Annotated in this window: 16 protein-coding genes; 1 reads left to right on the plus strand and 15 read right to left on the minus strand. The window is 42.2% G+C overall.

What is annotated here, in order from left to right; genetic code table 11:
- The first annotated feature begins 145 nt into the window (after positions 1-145).
- Positions 146-2,077, plus strand: coding sequence for a 1-deoxy-D-xylulose-5-phosphate synthase (gene dxs / locus FHW89_RS23530; protein ID WP_172337593.1), 1,932 nt, complete (start codon positions 146-148; stop codon positions 2,075-2,077).
- A 71-nt stretch (positions 2,078-2,148) separates the two neighbouring features.
- Here dxs and FHW89_RS23535 read toward each other — a convergent pair whose 3' ends face one another.
- The 15 genes from FHW89_RS23535 to FHW89_RS23605 form a co-directional block, all read right to left on the minus strand.
- Positions 2,149-3,735: a gliding motility protein RemB gene (locus FHW89_RS23535; RefSeq protein WP_172337506.1), complete on the minus strand. Its 1,587-nt coding sequence runs from the start codon at positions 3,733-3,735 to the stop codon at positions 2,149-2,151.
- A 16-nt stretch (positions 3,736-3,751) separates the two neighbouring features.
- A complete protein-coding gene (gmd, locus tag FHW89_RS23540; protein ID WP_172337507.1) occupies positions 3,752-4,888 on the minus strand; it encodes a GDP-mannose 4,6-dehydratase in 1,137 nt (378 codons plus the stop codon).
- 178 nt (positions 4,889-5,066) lie between these two features.
- Complete coding sequence (locus FHW89_RS23545) at positions 5,067-5,630, minus strand: DUF3109 family protein (RefSeq protein ID WP_172337508.1); 564 nt, start codon at positions 5,628-5,630, stop codon at positions 5,067-5,069.
- 6 nt (positions 5,631-5,636) lie between these two features.
- Complete coding sequence (locus FHW89_RS23550) at positions 5,637-6,416, minus strand: DUF3108 domain-containing protein (RefSeq protein WP_172337509.1); 780 nt, start codon at positions 6,414-6,416, stop codon at positions 5,637-5,639.
- Positions 6,417-6,622: 206 nt separating this feature from the next.
- Positions 6,623-7,138 carry a DUF2480 family protein gene (locus FHW89_RS23555; protein ID WP_172337510.1) on the minus strand — a complete coding sequence of 172 codons (516 nt, stop codon included), beginning with the start codon at positions 7,136-7,138 and terminating at the stop codon, positions 6,623-6,625.
- Positions 7,139-7,326: 188 nt separating this feature from the next.
- Complete coding sequence (locus FHW89_RS23560) at positions 7,327-9,441, minus strand: peptidylprolyl isomerase (protein WP_172337511.1); 2,115 nt, start codon at positions 9,439-9,441, stop codon at positions 7,327-7,329.
- Positions 9,442-9,683: 242 nt separating this feature from the next.
- Positions 9,684-10,229: an LPS export ABC transporter periplasmic protein LptC gene (lptC, locus tag FHW89_RS23565; protein WP_172337512.1), complete on the minus strand. Its 546-nt coding sequence runs from the start codon at positions 10,227-10,229 to the stop codon at positions 9,684-9,686.
- 123 nt (positions 10,230-10,352) lie between these two features.
- Positions 10,353-11,693, minus strand: coding sequence for a hypothetical protein (locus tag FHW89_RS23570; RefSeq protein WP_172337513.1), 1,341 nt, complete (start codon positions 11,691-11,693; stop codon positions 10,353-10,355).
- On the minus strand, positions 11,686-12,429 hold the full coding sequence (locus FHW89_RS23575) for a type III pantothenate kinase (RefSeq protein WP_172337514.1): 744 nt from the start codon (positions 12,427-12,429) through the stop codon (positions 11,686-11,688). The genes FHW89_RS23570 and FHW89_RS23575 overlap by 8 nt, the downstream gene beginning before the upstream one ends.
- Positions 12,429-13,121, minus strand: a complete 693-nt coding sequence (purQ, locus tag FHW89_RS23580) for a phosphoribosylformylglycinamidine synthase subunit PurQ (protein ID WP_172337515.1) — start codon at positions 13,119-13,121, stop codon at positions 12,429-12,431. Before purQ ends, FHW89_RS23575 begins: the two co-directional genes overlap by 1 nt.
- A gap of 55 nt (positions 13,122-13,176) precedes the next feature.
- On the minus strand, positions 13,177-14,175 hold the full coding sequence (locus tag FHW89_RS23585; protein WP_172337516.1) for a DUF6427 family protein: 999 nt from the start codon (positions 14,173-14,175) through the stop codon (positions 13,177-13,179).
- 178 nt (positions 14,176-14,353) lie between these two features.
- The gene (locus FHW89_RS23590) at positions 14,354-15,340 is read right to left on the minus strand and encodes a glycosyltransferase family protein (protein ID WP_172337517.1); all 987 of its coding nucleotides are present in this window, start codon (positions 15,338-15,340) and stop codon (positions 14,354-14,356) included.
- 256 nt (positions 15,341-15,596) lie between these two features.
- On the minus strand, positions 15,597-16,451 hold the full coding sequence (locus tag FHW89_RS23595; RefSeq protein ID WP_172337518.1) for a UDP-2,3-diacylglucosamine diphosphatase: 855 nt from the start codon (positions 16,449-16,451) through the stop codon (positions 15,597-15,599).
- A gap of 472 nt (positions 16,452-16,923) precedes the next feature.
- Positions 16,924-17,445 carry a DinB family protein gene (locus tag FHW89_RS23600; RefSeq protein WP_172337519.1) on the minus strand — a complete coding sequence of 174 codons (522 nt, stop codon included), beginning with the start codon at positions 17,443-17,445 and terminating at the stop codon, positions 16,924-16,926.
- A 203-nt stretch (positions 17,446-17,648) separates the two neighbouring features.
- The gene (locus tag FHW89_RS23605) at positions 17,649-18,344 is read right to left on the minus strand and encodes a YjjG family noncanonical pyrimidine nucleotidase (protein WP_172337520.1); all 696 of its coding nucleotides are present in this window, start codon (positions 18,342-18,344) and stop codon (positions 17,649-17,651) included.
- Positions 18,345-18,385 lie beyond the last annotated feature (41 nt).

Here is an 18,385-nt window from a genome sequence, read left to right on the forward strand (position 1 = left end):
ACTTTGAAATCACAAAAGAGTAGGTCTTGACTCTTGACTCTTATTTTCTTGACTCTCTATTTCCCAAACAATAAATACAATTAGATAACCTGTTTTTATAAATAAATTAGCTTACTTTGTAAGTTAAATATTCTAACAAATGTCAATGCAGGTACCAGCCGGGGATTTATTAAAAACAATAAATTATCCATCTGATTTAAAGCAACTTAACGAGACGGAACTTGAACAGGTTTGCCAGGAACTGCGCCAGTATATTATTGATGTGGTATCGGTAAATGGCGGCCACTTTGCTGCCAGTTTAGGTGTTGTTGAGTTAACAGTAGCCCTTCAATACGTACTGAACACCCCCTACGATCAATTAGTTTGGGATGTAGGCCACCAGGCTTACGGCCATAAAATACTTACCGGCCGCCGCGATGAGTTTCATACCAACCGCGTATATAAAGGCCTGAGCGGTTTTCCTAAACGTTCAGAAAGTGAATACGATACCTTTGGTGTGGGGCACTCCTCTACCTCTATTTCGGTAGCGCTGGGTATGGCGGTAGCCTCGCACTATAAAGGCGAGACCGACAGGCAACACGTAGCCGTTATCGGCGATGGCGCCATGACCGCGGGGATGGCCTTTGAGGCGCTTAACCACGCCGGTATCGAAAATTCAAACCTATTGGTGATCCTGAACGACAATAACATGTCGATAGATCCCAATGTGGGCGCGCTGAAGGAATACCTTACAGATATCACCACTTCAAAGCCATATAACCGCTTCAGGGACGATATTGCGCATGTGCTGGCCAAGTTATCAGCCATAGGTCCCGATGCCTTTAAAATAGCGCAGAAGATAGAAAAAAGCATTAAGGGCACGCTGTTAAAACGCAGTAACTTTTTTGAAGCCCTTAAATTCAGATATTTTGGCCCAATTGACGGTCATGATGTAAACCACCTGGTAAAAGTATTGAAAGACCTGCGCGATATACCAGGTCCTAAGCTATTGCATTGCATTACCACCAAAGGTAAAGGCTATGCCCTGGCCGAAAAAGACCAGACCAAGTGGCATGCTCCCGGCTTATTTGATAAGATAACCGGCGAGATCAAAAAAACCAAGTACGATAAACCACAGCCTCCTAAATATCAGGATGTTTTTGGACACAGTATTATTGAGCTGGCCGAGCAAAATCCTAAAATTATGGGTATTACCCCGGCCATGCCTTCGGGGTGCTCGCTTAACCTCATGATGAAAGCCATGCCAACACGCGCTTTTGACGTAGGCATAGCCGAACAGCACGCGGTAACATTTTCGGCAGGATTAGCTACCCAGGGTTTGGTACCATTTTGTAATATCTACTCCAGCTTTATGCAAAGAGCGTATGACCAGGTAGTGCATGACGTGGCCATTCAAAACCTCAATGTAATTTTCTGTTTGGACAGAGCTGGCCTTGTTGGTGCCGATGGGCCAACCCATCATGGCGCTTATGACCTGGCCTTTATGCGCTGCATACCCAACATGACAGTATCGGCCCCGATGAACGAAGAAGAGCTGCGTAATCTCATGTATACTGCTCAACAGGAAAATATGGGTCCGTTTGTGATCAGATATCCACGTGGTAACGGTGTGATGGTTGATTGGCAGCGTCCTTTCAAGGCTATACCGGTTGGTAAGGGCCGTAAAATTTGCGATGGTGACGAGGTAGCTATTCTATCCATAGGCGCCATTGGTAACGAAGTAGTAAAAGCCACAGCGCAATTGAATACCGAAGGTTATTACCCTGCTCATTATGACCTACGCTTTGTAAAACCGCTCGACGAAGCATTGCTTCACGAAGTATTTAAAAAGTTTAGCAAAGTAATTACGGTTGAGGACGGCTGCCTGGAAGGTGGCATGGGAAGCGCGATACTGGAATTTATGGCAGATAACAGCTACCAAAATACACTGGTGAAACGCCTGGGCATACCTGATAAGATCATCGAACACGGTGAACAACCCGAACTTTGGGCCGAATGTGGTTATGATGCACAACATATCATGGCACAGGTAAGAAGCTTAGGCGCCAAGCATAATACGCATACGATAGCATCGTGAATGGCGAGCGGTGAATGGTGAGTGTTTTTTTATTACACCTCAACTAACTATTCACCGCTCACTACTCACCATTAATGGGTTTTATAACTCGCCAGATCATTGTAAATAGCCCGGAATGAGCTGCGGATACCAAAAGTGATCATCCCTGTTTTATCATGAAACTGGCTGTTCTTTTCAGAACGGTAAATTCCGCCTAATTCAAAACGCAGGTTATATTTAGGGTTTAGCAGATAGGCTACCTTCCCTTCAAAATAAACCATATTGGTTGTCAGGCCCTGACCGGTATAATTGCCAAAAGCCCGCGCCGGATCAACATATTGCTGAAAGATATCTTTACCGAAATTCAGATTATCCGTATCCAGGCCATAATGACCATAATCAACCTCACCGGAAAAATCAAATCTTTTGTACGAGTAATTCAACAAACCCACCACTTCCCGGAAGTTTGCCCCCCATGGATGAGCCAAAGGTTCGCCGTTTTCAGAATAATTAACTATAGAGCTTCGTTCTGAGTAGGTGTATGGCTTTACATTATTGGTTTCTAACAGGTAATTCAGCCCGCTTACGTTAAACAGGTTTGCACCTCTAAAACCAAGCTGCCAGCCATATTTATTACGTGAACTGCCATTGCTGGAGAAAAAGTTTTTGGCCTCAAATTCGTCAAGCGCAAACTGACCGTAAGCTGTAATACCATCTGTCAGTTTATATTTACCTGTAAACCCGAGCAAAGCATTATCCGGTGAGCCGTTTGTTGCCTCAAGGGGCCTTAAAAATATCACCGGGTTGATGTAAGTAAAATCAAACCCGCGGGCGTGCCCCAAATCGTCCTTAGCAGGCCATATGATAGCATCAAAAAAGCCTAATGAAAGCCGGTTGCTTACATTCCAGTCCAGGTAATGGAATACACCATATTTTTTACGATCGCCATTATCTACTTTAACAGATAGCGGATCATTGAAATAGGCCCACATCACCATATACTTTACGTTACCAAGAGTAGCGGTTAGTTTCAGGAAGGGATAAGGCGAGGCATAATCAGATAACAGCTCTGAGCGATACCCATCGCCAATAAAAGTTTTATCCCGTCCGCCGGTTATATTCAGATATTTGTTGGGCGTGTAGGATACCAATGCGGTAATGTACGACCAACGGTATTCATTACCATAAATGCCTGCATAAGCCTGTCCGGGAGCTATGCCCACCTGGTTGGTATAAGTGGCCAGGTAATCGGGTAATACAGCCCTGTTTTCATAGGCGCTAACGTTATAGGATAATTTATCACCTACCGTACCACCCACCTGTAAGCCCAATGACCCGAAGTTGGTATTCTTTTTATTGGAAAAATCCCGGCTCAGATTAAAATCGGGTAAAAGATCGGTGTAAAAAGTATAGCCCTTCCCCTTCACATCAATCTGATGCTCGGTAAAGAATTTCCCTTTAAGCCCGTTCAAATTCATCAAAGAATCATAATGATACCTGATCAATGAGTCATCAACAAAAAATGGCTTTATGGAACTATGTACACGGGTTTTAGTAGAATAAACATCCGCATCCAGTTTCTGATAAAACTGATACGAGTAGGGCTGATATACAGATTGTGCCTTTACAATCCCGCTTATTAAAAATAATAGTATAATGCCGGTAAATATTTTCTTCATGCAGAATTGATAAATTTTATTCAAAATAATTAAGCGTTTTAAATCCGCCTTTTTTCAGATAGTCGTCCTTTTTAACCAGGTGCAGGTCTGATAATACCATGTCTGTAACCAGGGCCTGAAGATCATATTTAGGTTTCCAACCCAATTTTTCAAAAGCCTTGGTGGCATCACCTATTAACAGTTCAACCTCCGTTGGTCTAAAATATTTGGCATCAACTTTCACTATGGTTTGCCCAAACTTCAGGACATCCTTATTTAAACCCAGTTCTGTTATTTTTTGCTCATCAATATCAATAATCACGCCACGCTCATGTTCATCCTTGCCGCTAAATTCCACCTCGATGCCTAATTCATTGAAAGCCATTTTTATAAAATCACGCACAGTGGTTGTAACGCCGGTTGCTATTACAAAATCCTCGGCCTTTTCCTGTTGCAGCATCAGCCACATGGCTTCGATATAATCTTTAGCGTGGCCCCAGTCGCGCTGGGCCGAAAGGTTACCCACATACAGGCAATCCTGCAGGCCCAAGGCAATTTTTGCCGCGGCACGGGTAATTTTACGGGTAACAAAAGTTTCGCCCCGGATAGGGCTTTCATGATTAAACAGGATGCCGTTACAGGCATACATGTTATAGGCTTCACGATAATTTACGATGATCCAGTAACCGTATAGCTTGGCGACCGCATATGGCGACCGCGGGTAAAATGGCGTAGTTTCACTTTGAGGAACCGCCTGTACCAATCCATAAAGCTCAGACGTGGACGCCTGGTATATCCGTGTTTTTTGTGTAAGCCCCAATAGCCGTACGGCTTCCAGGATACGCAGGGTACCAATACCATCGGCGTTAGCAGTGTATTCAGGCGTATCAAAACTTACCTTTACATGGCTCTGAGCGGCCAGATTATATATTTCATCGGGCTGCACTTCCTGTACCAGCCTGATGAGGTTGGTGGAGTCGGTCAGGTCGCCGTAATGGAGTTTAAACTTCACATTGGGCTCGTGCGGGTCATGATAAAGATGATCAATACGGTCGGTATTAAATAATGACGACCGCCGTTTAACACCATGTACAGTATAGCCCTTTTTCAATAAGAATTCAGCCAGGTACGCTCCGTCCTGCCCGGTTATTCCCGTTATTAAAGCTGTTTTCATTTGGTGTTTATTGGATATAGATTTATAAGTTACAATATTATCCAAAAACAATGAGAATTAAGAGAAAAAGAATCGAGAACCAAGAGCCAAGAGTTGAGACGAATAATTACTTTTGATTTTATCTTTAATTATTAAACCAAAAGTCTGTTCTGATTCTTGATTCTAATAATCCTGACTCTTATATACCCGATACTTCATTTTCCAGTTCCTGGTACCATTCTTTTCCGTATTTACGGATCAGGGGATCTTTCAAGAATTCGTGTACACGTACTTTAAGTTCATCGCCGAATGAACATGCAGGGCTGCAAATGTTCCAGCGATCATAATTCAGTACATCAAATTCGGGATATGCTGTAATGCGGATAGGATATAAATGACACGAGATAGGTTTTTTCCAGCTAACGGCACCTTCTTCATAAGCTTTCTCGATACCACATTTGGTGATGCCATTTTCCCATATTACATATGCGCATTCTCTATTTACATCAACACAAGGTGTGGTATAGTCGCCTTCAAAATCTTTTACATAAGTGCCTACCTTTTCAATAGTTCTGATCCCCTTTTCGGTAAGGTAGGGTTTTACTTTAGGATATATCTCTTTTAAAATATCAAGCTCATCGGCATTTAACGGCGCTCCCGAATCACCTTCAAGGCAACAGGCGCCTTTGCATTTGTTAAGGTTACAAACAAAATTCTCCTTCACCACGTCCTCATGTACCAATACATTACCAACCTCAATCATATTCTTCTATTTACTTTTTATAGGGTTTAACGGATACTTTAAACCACTTGCCGCCTGCAAATCCATGGTTACACTGCCCAGTATAACTTCCACATGCGCTTTTACGGGTATCCTGTTGCCATCATTTGTTATCCAAAGGTACAACTTACTATCCTTTCTGAAAATACGGCCAGGAATGATTGTCGGATTAAATTTAAGACAGTTAAACTTTCCCATCGAACAACTCACCACCTCGGTACCCACATAGGTGATACCCATGGAGTGAAAACCATCTTCCAGAAAATACTGCAGCTCAAACTTCTCCCCCACTTTCATTTTGGAAACATCAATAGTGCGGGCAAAATAATAGGCCGATACAAAATCAAATGTTTGTCCTTTAAACGCAAATACCCCTTTATCGGCCGTTACCTTATTATCTTTATGATCAAAGGTTACATTATCGGTATGTTTCCATTTGCCCTCACGCCGGTTCTCGGTATAAAAATAAGGCATCAGGGTATTTTGATCAACATATGACTCGTACTTATTACGAACCTTGTAAAAAAAGTCAAAAGAGCCCGCTGTTTTACCCTCAGCAATTAAATGAAAGGCAGGGCCATCAAGCTTTTTATCACTGGCCTCTACCCTGATATCGGCTTCGGCAGCGGTAAATACGCCGTACTTCATCTTATAGCTCAGCTTTTCGCCTACCTTAAAAACCGGTTCGCTGATTTTTGTCAGTTCTTGAGAAAAAACATGGCTACTCAACAAAAGGAGTAAGCAGGTATAAAAAAGGGATTTCTTCATTAGCACTAATTGCTTTTTATATCATCCACGACAAATAGCGGACCGAAGATATGACAAAGCTTTACTATTAATGGTTTAATCGCTTTTTTATTGTGCTGGAGGAAAAGTATCAAGTAGCTAGTATCAAGTATCAAGACTTAAAAAAAGGTTTTTTACTGACCTCAAAAAATCTTGATACTTGATACTAACTACTTGAAACTAAAAATTTAATCTTTTCGCTTATAAATAGGTACAGTTGAGCAGGGCTCGCCAAACATGAGGCTTTTTACTATGGGAGTTAATTTTTTAGTTAGTTCCACATAGGCAGAAACCGGCACTTCGGTATCGCCGCAGCCTTTTAATACAATACGCTGATCACGATACTGCTCAAAATCGGCTTTGGCTATTTCTTTTTCAAACAATACGGTTTCCAGAACAGCCGCGTCGCCAAAAACGATCTCCCTTGCGTACGGGGCCATGCGGTTAGCTAACAGCATATATGCCCATGCAGGTACAATGGCATCGGCAGTACAGGTGATACCCACATTTTTGCCGGTATATTGTGTCCAGTCGTGCTCTTTGATAAATTCCCTGAAATCTTTTTCGCGCAGCATCAAACCGTGGAACAGGTTATCTTTAATATCATAAATAACACGCTCGCCGTCGGGATAAAAAGCAGCGGGATCCAAAGTAACCAGGCCACTCTGCGCTACTTTATTCACTATATTTTCCTGTATATCCATGATGCAATTATTGATTAGTGATTTTTGTTCATTTGTTCACTGGTTCATTAGTTCATTGGTACAGGATGGATAAGCTTGCAAAAGCACTTTGCTAAGACTAATGAACCGATGAACAAGTGAACCAAGCAAAAAAAATCCGGGAACAGCACTGTGGCTGATCCCGGATACAAAATTACTTTAAAATTCTATTATAACAGTTTAGCCCTGTTATCTTTTACAATTGCATTATCTTTTAGTGCATCCAGTACCTGGCCTGCCGCACGTTGCATTAGCGCCTGGGCTACTTGTTGTTTTTCTCTTACATTATTGGTAAGTGCCGGAGGGTTGGTGAAACTATCTACAACGTATACGTAAACACCTTGCTGTCCGTTAATTGGTTTAGAGAGCGTGTTTAATTTTGAACCAAAAATAGAACCGATCACTTTATACTCTAATGACGCGCCCGGGATGATTGGGTTTGCAAAAACTACGTTTTGAACAGGCACAACCTTAACACCTGCTTTTTGAGCAGCCTGGTCGATGGTGGTAGCGCCCTGGAATTTAGCAGCCAGTTCTTTAGCTTTTACTTCATTACGTACGGCTGGTTCTATTTGCTTCTTAACAGCCTCTAAAGATAGGATACCCTTAGGTTTAATTTCGGTTAGGCGGGTAACGATGTACTGATCACCTATAGTAAACACCTTATCAGTGATATCGCCTTTTTCGGCTTTGTATGCCCATCTTACTACTTCACGTGCATTATCCAGGCCTGGTAAGCTTGCGGCAACACCTGTAAAGTCTTCAGCTACGCTTTTCTTTAAGCCCTCTTTTTTCACTTCAGCATCAAAGTTGTCTTTGGTAAGGTTACCTAAAAATTGTTGCGCGTGGCTATAGGCTACTGTTTGCGTTTTGCTGCTTGCGGTTATTGGTTTATCAACAATGGCTACTTTTACCACTTTTACAGATCCTTTCTGATCTTCAATCTGGATCAGGTGAACACCAAATTGTGAGGTAACCACAACCAGATCGCCTTTGCCTGCTTTAAACGCGGCATTGGTATACTCCGGAGTGATCTGGCCACCGCCGCCCATATTACCATTAACATCAAATGCCGGTATCTCGCCGCCTTTTACTGCGCTGCCTTTATCAGTTGAAAAAGTTGAAGCCAGTTCTGTGAATGATTTACCACCCTGGATCAGTTTCTTGATAGAATCTGCTTTAGCGATAGCCTTTTCAACACCCCCTTCGGCAGCAGGGTTAATTAATATATGACGGGTTCTTACTGAATCAAAAGTTGTTTTCTCGTCGGTTAACTTAGCCAGTTTGTAGCTGCCGTTTGATATGTAAGGACCATATACAAAACCTTTGGCCGCGTTAAACATCACGGTATCCAGTTTAGGCTCTAAGCCACCTTTTTTCTGGAAGCTCACAGGCGTTTTTGTTTCAGAGTTGATCTGTACAAAAAGCGAATCGTTGGTGCTGGTCTTAAAAGCATCGGCCAATTTATCAACCTGCGCCTTTACAGCAGCACTATCTTCTTTTGAAGGTGACGCGTTAAAGCTTACATATTCAAATGAACGTACATCTTGTTGGTTTTTGAATTCACCTTTATGCGCGTTATAGTAGGTGTTATAGTCGTCGTCTGTTAAAGTAACTTTAGCATCTGGGATAGAGGCATAATCCAATGTGGCATACTTAAAGTTTACCAGTTTGTTTTTAGCTTCATAATCGTCTTTAGCATCCAGCGAGTTTACATACAGGCCATTAGTAACCAAAGCCATGTATTTGGTAGCTTTCTTAGCTTCGATCAATTGGGTCAAGAAATCTGCCCAGGCTTGTTTTTGGTTTGGATCGGCTTTAGCCGATTGCAGGTAGCTCAGGAACTGGTTTAACTTATTACGGTCAAACTGGCCGGTTTGCGGATCAGAGAACTGACGCGCTATCTGCTGATCGGGCGTATTGCCATTAACCATAGATGTACTTTCGTCGGAACCTACTACAATGCCCAATTTTTCAACTTCTTTGTTCATCAGTATCTGGCTCAGGTACTGATTCCAGGTAGTTTCCTGTATATAGCTGGTAATCTGCGGAGAGATAGCTTGCCCAGCCTGTTTAAACTGAGCGGTATTTTGCTCCAGTTTTTTATTAAATTCATCGTAAGGCACTTTTTCGCCGTTCACCACAGCTAATTCGTTATTATCGTCTCTGAAAAAAGAGCCGCCTGACCTTACCACCTCGCTTACAATAAAAGCAAGGAGCGCTAGACCAATAAGGATGGCAACAATTTTCCCCATCCGGTCGCGCAAATAACCCATTATACCCATATACTTTTTATAATTATTTCTTTATAATAATTTATTCTTTAAACAAAATGAAACTATCATACGTTAATCTATTTTCCACAAGGCCAACTCATAACGGTTTCTATTGCTCAAAAGAGGGCGCAAGATACAATTTTTAGTAAAATTCTATAACACAAAATAATTCAAAAGTAAAAAGTTAAAATTCAAACCTAAAAAGCTTTGTTTTGGGAAGTTTTTTGACTTTTGACTTTTGAATTATTCTGCTACTGCGCCGCGTTTTCGTCTACATGAAACACACCCTTGCTGTGGCTAAGTACCGGATGTAAAAAGGTGTCATCGCTTTCAAAGTTATCCCCGTTCATCACATTGCCGCTTTTCATGTAAACCTGCACAATTTTGTGGGAGTATACTTTTTTAGTGGCCGAATTCCAAAACAGCTCATCCGATTTGTAAACATCGCCCTGAGCATTGGTAGCCACTACATTTTTCCGGAACTCATACAGCTTATCGCCCGCGTGTAATATGCCGGTATCGGCAATAATGGTACCATCCTCCTTTTGGGTCAGCTTATCATAATGAATGATCTTGATCCCCTTAGGTGCTACTTTATAAGCTGTTTTGGGAGTTTCGGGATTGTATTGTAATATTAAAGGAGCAGTGAGGTGTATGGTCACTTTAGCCGAGTCGCTCATGATAAGATCGACACCCGTAGTAGGTTCCACAATAGTGCCAACCTCGTTTGATGCAATCTCTTTAACCTTGTTAAGGTCATTTACACAGGACGACAGGAAAAGTGCAATGAGTATCAAATAGCTTTTTTTTAGTATCAAGTAACCAGTATCAGGTATCAAGATTCTTTGTGAACTAAAAATGCGCTTTTTAAAAGTCATGATACTTGATACTAGCTACTTGACACAAACTTATTACTAAGATTAATCAAATTTATATTTCTGGAACCATTTATCATTCAGGGTAAAGCCCAAATGGATATTGACATAGTTTTCACGCACCAGGCCATTTACCAATGAACCTCTTCTGCCCACTTCGGCAGAAAGGTTGATCTTGTAAAAGCTACCGTTGTTTGGTCGCAGAGGCATACCTATACCCGCAGTTAGGGCGTATCTTTTGATCCTGGTATTGTTAACCACCATATAGGTTTCATCATATATGGCACCTAAACGGTAATCAACTGAAGCCAGATAGTTACGTATGGTGGCTATGTTTGGCGTATACTGGCCACCGATGTTAAACGTACGGCTATCCTGTAAGCCCTGATTTACACCGCCTATGGAAAGTTGAGACCATTTGCTCATGGTGTAATCGGCTCCTACAAGGAACTTGCCATCGCTTTGAAACGATATACCGAAACGGTTAGTTAGCGGCAATTTTATTTTTGTTTTAGAACTCTGCTTGTTGATCACGCTATCCAGCGGAATATCTTCGTTACCACTGGCATCGTTAAAATACTGGCTTACAATAAAGCTACTGGTAGAATTGAGCTTGGAGTTTAATGAGCCAGAATATCCGAACGTAAGGTGCTTGCTATCAGAAAAGTCAACGGAGTATTGAACACCATAATCATAATTTAACCCGGCTATGGAATTACTCGATTCAATTTTTGAATTTATTGTACCCGGAAGCGGTACTATTGTTCCGTTAATGTTGGAATTTATTTCTGTAGTGCTGATATCTTTCAAGGTACCAAAAATGTACGATACGTTGGCACCGATCAATAAGTGCTTACCTATGCCAAAGCCATAACCCAAATATGCTTTGGATAAACCGCCATCGCCACTGTAGGTATAATTGGTGAGGTTAGTATCGGCAGGTATAGCGCCGTTTCCTTTAACGGTAGTTTTATAGTTATAACCGCGCTCGCTGTAGGGCACCAAACCAAAGCTCAGAGCCGAGCGTTTGGTTACCGGTATAGCAAAAGCCACGTGACTTAATCTGAAATTACTATTTTTTTGACTGGCCGATCCTGTTTGGCTTAAAGTTAAAAAGTTGCTGTATATACCTATATCAATAGTAGTAAGGTTTATGGCGCCATACGAAGCCGGGTTTACTATATTGATATTGTTAAACATACTTATCCTGTTAGTAGCCACACCAATACCGCCCATGCCTATATTCTGGGGCATTAACTGCGGATCGATATCGCCTATACCATACCTGGAGTATGGAGAGCTGGTGGTAGCCGTTGATTGTGCAAATGCTGCAAATGAACTAACAGCTAATAAAAGTGTTATAAAAAACCTGGTATATTTAATCATTATGCTTTTGTATAGCTGCGTTTAATCCTTTTAAAACCAAATAAGGTTCAATTTTAATATAGGGGGCAAAGATGCTATTTTTCAATAGAGTATCAAAAAAAATACTGTCGCCCCCACTTAGCACAATATTTAGTTGGGGGTTATTGGCCTTATAGCTTTCAATAAATCCCAATAGCTCATATTTTATCCCGTTTTGCACACCTGAGCGTATTGCTGTTTCGGTGCTGCCGCCATAAGTTGCATTAAAAGCGGCATCGGTACTGATCAATGGCAAACCGGCTGTATAATAATTTAAAGCCTTATAACGCATATTTAGCCCCGGCGATATACTGCCACCAAAATAATTTCCGGCAGCATCTACATAATCATAGGTTATAGCGGTTCCGCCGGTAATTACCAAGCTGTTGAGGGCCGGATAGGTATGGCTTGCTCCTATAACAGCTGCTAAACGATCGGTACCAAGCGTTTCAGGGGTTAAATAATGGTTCTGTATACCGCTGTTTATTAACGCGTTGAAATAGGTTACCGGCATTTTTGCCTCTAAACCGGTTTGCCATGGCTCAACGTGTTTTTTTACAGATGATACTATAGCCCTGTGTATCTGGTAATTATTCAAAAAGTTATCCAGCGTAGCAGGATCAACCGTTTCAAACTGCATTACTGCTAACAGCTCATTCAGCTTAAAAACCGCGATCTTTGTATATGTATTACCAATATCGATAACCAAATTGGTCATCAGGCCTTAATTAACGATAATATAGATTCAAAAATAGCCAGTCCATCTTCGTTGGCCAGCAAACTGTCGGCAGCACGTTCAGGGTGTGGCATTAATCCAAATACATTCCTGTTGGCGTTGCAAATACCGGCGATGTTTTCCAATGATCCGTTAGGATTGGCATCGGGCACAATGTTACCGGCCTCATCGCAATACCTAAACAATACCTGATCGTTATCATTCAGCGCTTTCACTACATCGGCACTGGCAAAATAATTACCCTCGCCATGAGCGATAGGTATTTTATAAGCCTGATCCTGTACCAGCTGCGCGGTAAGCAATGACTGGGTTGTTTGCGGTTTTAAATAGATGTTACGGCAAATAAACTTGCGGTTTTCATTGTGTAATAAAGCGCCATCAAGCAGGCCGGCTTCGGTCAATATCTGGAAACCGTTGCAAATACCCATTACATAGCCACCTTTTGCAGCAAACTGTATAACCTCCTGCATGATAGGTGAAAAACGGGATATCGCGCCGGAACGAAGATAATCGCCAAAAGAAAAACCGCCTGGTAAAACAACAAAGTCAACACCTTGCAGATCATGGTCTTTATGCCACAACCTAACCACCTGCTGACCCATTATTTTTTCTAATACATATATGATGTCTTCATCACAATTAGACCCGGGAAATATAACTACTCCAAACTTCATGGTACAAAACTAATATAACCGTTGAAATTTGAACGAATGTAAAAGTTAAAATTTGTTAAACTAAGCCCAAATGATGATCAAATTGAAACCAGATGAGGCTGATTAACAGCAATAAGAACAGGCTTTCATAAAACCACCTGCGTGTGGAATACAAGAAATAGTAGGCAAAAAACACAGCAACAGGAGCCACACACAATAAAAAGTGATTCAAATGGAAAGCCGCGTTTACATAAAAAGAAAAGGCAGTAATCAGAAAAATAATGAATAACAACTGAAAAGACCTACGCGTTTGCACGTAACTTTTAAAGAAATTTTGCCGCAATTTAAAAAAGCAAAGCACCAGGATCAGGATCACCGGGATGAGCAACAAGTAATTATAGGAGTTAATGCTGATATGATCGGGAAACTTGGAACCCAGAGGCAGCCAGATATTGCCAAACTTTTTAATACGATCATTCAGATAATAAAAAACAGCCAGAAAGAAAAATACCGTTGCGTAGCCTAATATCCCAGCTACCCACTCGCGCCAATTGAAGGGTTTAAATAATACCAGCGCTATCCAGATAGATAAAAACAAGTAAATGAACGGGAAATAGATGAGCGATCCCAAGGCTACAATCATCCCCAGATCATACACGGTAGACTTGGCATCCTCGCCTTTGTACAGGCTGAATAGCTTAAACAGCATCCAAATCAGCAGAAAATTACAGATCAGCGGGGCGCTCAGTATCAGGAAAGGGGCAAACAGGCCCGAAAGGGTAACATACATTAATGCGGGCAAAAATGTAGGCTTGCCCAGTAAATTATGGAAGTTGATGAGGTAATTTAATAGCAGTGCCTGCATAAAAACCAGTACCGCCGCCAAAAAAATATTTAACACCGGCGACAGCGCGTATTCATACGCTACCGGTACCAAAAGGCGCGCAAAGGGTTCTACAAAAATAAACTCCAGCTTATCCGGAACATGAAATAAATAACCCACCCGCGTTAAAAACAATATGATAACCAGCCATAAGGCGTTGAACGGATTAAAGGTTCTGAAAAGATTGATCATATGGGGTGAAATTCAAAGCGCTAAATTCTAAATTCTAAACGCTAAATTCTAATTCTACATCAGAATTTTTAGACTTTAAGATTTGGGGATTATGAGACTATGGGATTTTTGTCCTTTTCAAATATCTTTCTTCCTTGCTCCCAAATCCCATAGTCCAAAAGTCCTATAGTCCACAAATCTATTTCCTCGCGTATCGCTTCACCAGGTCATCGACAATCTGGGCGGTCTCATTCGGGAAATCGACGATAATTTTTTTATCGTCCCGGATCCAGTTATTCAGATGACCAGTAAAGTTCTCATTGATCTCGCTAACCACCGGCACACCCAGTTTTGATGCCGACAGGGCATTGCATTGCTGCTCGTACTGCCCTTTCATCGGTATCATCAACACTTTCTTTTTCAGGAACAGCGCCTCGGCCGGACCCTCAAAACCTCCGCCGGTAAGCAGACCTTCGCAATTGGCCAGGCTTTTATTAAAGGCTTCGTTATTTACCGGGAAGATCTCCACATTGCCAGAGCGGTAGGGCGTTTTTTGCCGTTTCGAAAATATCTGCCATTGAGCTTCGGTCTGGCTCAGATATTTCAGCAGGGTTTTATCATCATAAGCTGGCAGGTAAACGGTATAGTGCCGCAGGTTGGCGGTTTCCATTTCGCGGATCTCGCTCCTGATCACCGGGGTATGGATAAAATCATCATATCGTTCAAAGTGAAAGCCTACATGGTGCGTGGTGGGCGAATAATATTTAAACAACCACTCGGCATAATTCCATTTTTTGGGCCGGGGTGTTTTGGGCGAAACAAAGGAACACTGGTGACTTAATGACACCGACGGCACTTTTTGCAGGCGGCATGCCCAGGCACTCACGGGTTCAAAATCATTTATGATCAAATCGTACTGATCCAGTGGCAAGCTGTGCATATCGCGCCAAAGCTGTGGCAGGTTCATGATCTTAAAGGTCGCCCAATTATCAACACCTCCTTTTTTTCCAAATACAAAGCTAAAACCGTGAAAACGATATTTAAGGGGCTGCGATAAGGAAACCTCGGCTTCGGTACCGCTTATAAGCAGGTCAACCTCGCCATATTGCTGTAGTAAAGGCACAATTTCGCGGGCCCGGCTAATATGCCCGTTACCGGTTCCCTGTATGCCAAAAAGTATCTTCATTTGTAGTAAGCGCGTTTTAACCTTAACTGAGATGGCAAATACTCCATTTCTGTTACAGCTTCAAACATCATATTTTTATAACGGGGGGTAATTTAGTGATTAGTATCAAGTAGTGAGTATCAAGTATCAAGATTTAGCAATTTTTAATGTCAAATATCAAGATCGTATGTTTAACATTGATAATAAAGCTTATCATGGGTTTAAAAGCAAGGTCTTGATACTTGATACTAACTACTTGATACTAAAATCTAAAACCTCAGTGCGGTTCCTGTTTAAAACGTTCCAGTAAGCTTTTTACATCCAGTTTGGCGTCAAGGTCTTCGGCATCGGTTTTATCATCATCTTCCACCTCGGTTTTAAAGTCGTCGGGGTTATACTTAAATATTTTCCAATCGCCGTTATAATACTCCAGCGAGGTCAGGCTCTCTACCCAATCGCCCGAGTTGAGGTAAAGTACCGAACCAGTTTTATCAGTATTTTCAATAGTCCTGATCTCGGCATGGTGAATATGCCCGCAAATAACATATTGGTAGTTTTTATCCACAGCCAGGTCGGCCGCGGTTTGTTCAAACTGGTTGATAAATTTTACAGCCTCTTTAAAACTAGCCTTTACTTTTTGCGAAAAGCTCATTTTTTGACGCCCCAAAGCGGTTAAAAACCAATTCACAAAGCTATTGATCAGGATAAGACTATCATACCCTACTGCACCCAGTTTGGCCAGCCATTTGGAGTGCTGCATGGTTACGTCGAATATATCGCCATGAAATATCCAGGCTTTTTTACCATCGATATTGAGTACGATCTTGTTCAGCAGTTGGAACGATCCCAGGTTAAAATCGGTGAATTTACGCAGCATTTCGTCGTGATTACCGGTAAGGTAATGAACGGGGATGCCATCGGTAACAAACTTGAGTATGCGGCGTACCACTTTCATGTGGGCCTCGGGCCAGTACGATTTGCTAAACTGCCATATATCAATAATATCGCCGTTAAGGATAAGCATTTTAGGCTTGATGCTTTTTAAATACTTTAGTAATTCTTTGGCATGACAACCGTATGTACCCAGATGCACGTCAGATATTACTACGATATCAACTTCGCGTTTTGACATTAAAATAGAGGGGTTAATTGCTCATCCGGCAGGTGCTGCCGGTTAATATTTATAATTGAATTGATTAACAAACGATTACTCGTCGTCTTCGTCTTCATTAACATTCAGTTCATAAGGGCTGATATAAAAGGCCCCCACCAGGAGCAATAAGCTTATAACAACCAGATACGCATACTCAAAATTCATCATATAATGATTTTAGCAAATGTCGGTAAACCAAATTATCTTACTGTTAAGACTCTGTTAAATGTAAAAGGTTTCACGTGAGGGTGAAATTTATTTTTTGGGGCCTCATCCGTGTATAAACTCACCCCGACATCGCTGCGCTCGTCACCCCTCTCTCCGCTTCGCGCATAGAGGGATTTTTCGTTTCTTTTTTCTTGACCCTCTTTCCGCCGCAGGCGAAGAGAGGGTGGTCCAGCGAAGCGTAGACCGGGTGAGCCGGCTCTTCAACATGGTTTTACACCTGTTATTAGGTGAGGCTAGCCACTTTCCTTTTGATCTGATCCAACTGTTTTAAATGGTGCAGTAAATGTATCCGGGTAAATTTGATCCATTGTTTGGCGTTGAGCATGCCTAAACGCGGATGCCCGTAACGTACATCGGGCGAGGCTTTTGCAATGATGGGGGCAATATCCTCTATCCGTTTTCGGCATTTGATGATCAGGTTGCGGGCATCCTCTTTGCTGATCTTTTCTACGTTCATAATATCCAGCATTTTGATCTTTACGGGTGGAAAACATCCAAAAAGCAACACAAAATGCCCCTGTAAACTCAGGCCTTTTTTAGTAGGCGGGCAATTACTGTGGGCGCAACGTTCAATAGCTATTGATGAGCGAAGGGTTGACTGCATTACGTGGCTGTACACCTCGGCCGAGGACCAGCCACCACCTGCCGGCGTTTCGGCAAACAATTCATCGGGGATGGTATCCAGCCGTTCGCGGTAATTATCCAGCGCAGTTTCAATGGTTCTAAGCTCCTTGGCAATGCTCATAACAATAAAGTTAGCTCTTTTAAATAATAAATAATGCAGAAAGCTGTCCACTCAAAACAAAAACCACGTGTCATTTCGACGAGCAGAGGGTGGATTGAGCAATGGGGCGAGGAGAAATCTTCTGCGGTATGCCGTTATTTCTCCTCATGCCTTTCTACCCCCTGCCGCTCATATTCGTCGAAATGACACCATTTATAACTATTTTATAAAAGAGTAATCAGTTCTTTTAAATGAGTAATTTGCACAGGCACATCATCGGGTTTGGGAGCGCTGAAAGGATTAAAGAAGATGGCATCCATGCCATAATTCAAAGCCCCGTAAACATCGGCTTCCAAACTGTCGCCTATCATCACGCTCTCCTGCCTGTTGGTACCCGCCAGGTTAACGGCGTATTCAAATATGGCCTTATCGGGTTTATTAACACCCACATCTTCGGATACAATGATATGTTGAAAATATTGCCCCAGGTTGGTACCGGCTATCTTTAGCTTTTGCGATTCTTTAAATCCATTGGAGATGAGGTGCAGCGTGTATTTACCCTGCAGATACCGCAACGTTTCATGCGCGTGCGGGAACAGGTTGGTTTTGGTAGGACAAAGCCGTACATACGCGTCTTCAAAATCGGCGGGGATCAGGTCGGGGTGCAGGCCAAGCTGGATGAATGTTCTTTTAAACCGGGCTTCGCGCAGCTCATCCCTGGTGATGGCACCTACGTGGTATTGCGCCCAAAGCTCGTGGTTATTACGGGTATACGTTTCGATGAACAGATCGGCCGATGATAAGCCTATCTCCTGTAAACGATGCAGTATAAAAAGTTCATTCAGGGTTTCTTCGGCGTTTTTATCAAAATCCCAGATGGTATGGTCGAGGTCAAAGAAGATGTGTTTGTATTTGTTCATTTGGATGTTTTGCCCCTCACGTCATTGCGAGCGCAGCGTGG

The sequence above is a fragment of the Mucilaginibacter sp. SG564 genome (assembly GCF_013149275.1).
GTDB lineage: Bacteria > Bacteroidota > Bacteroidia > Sphingobacteriales > Sphingobacteriaceae > Mucilaginibacter.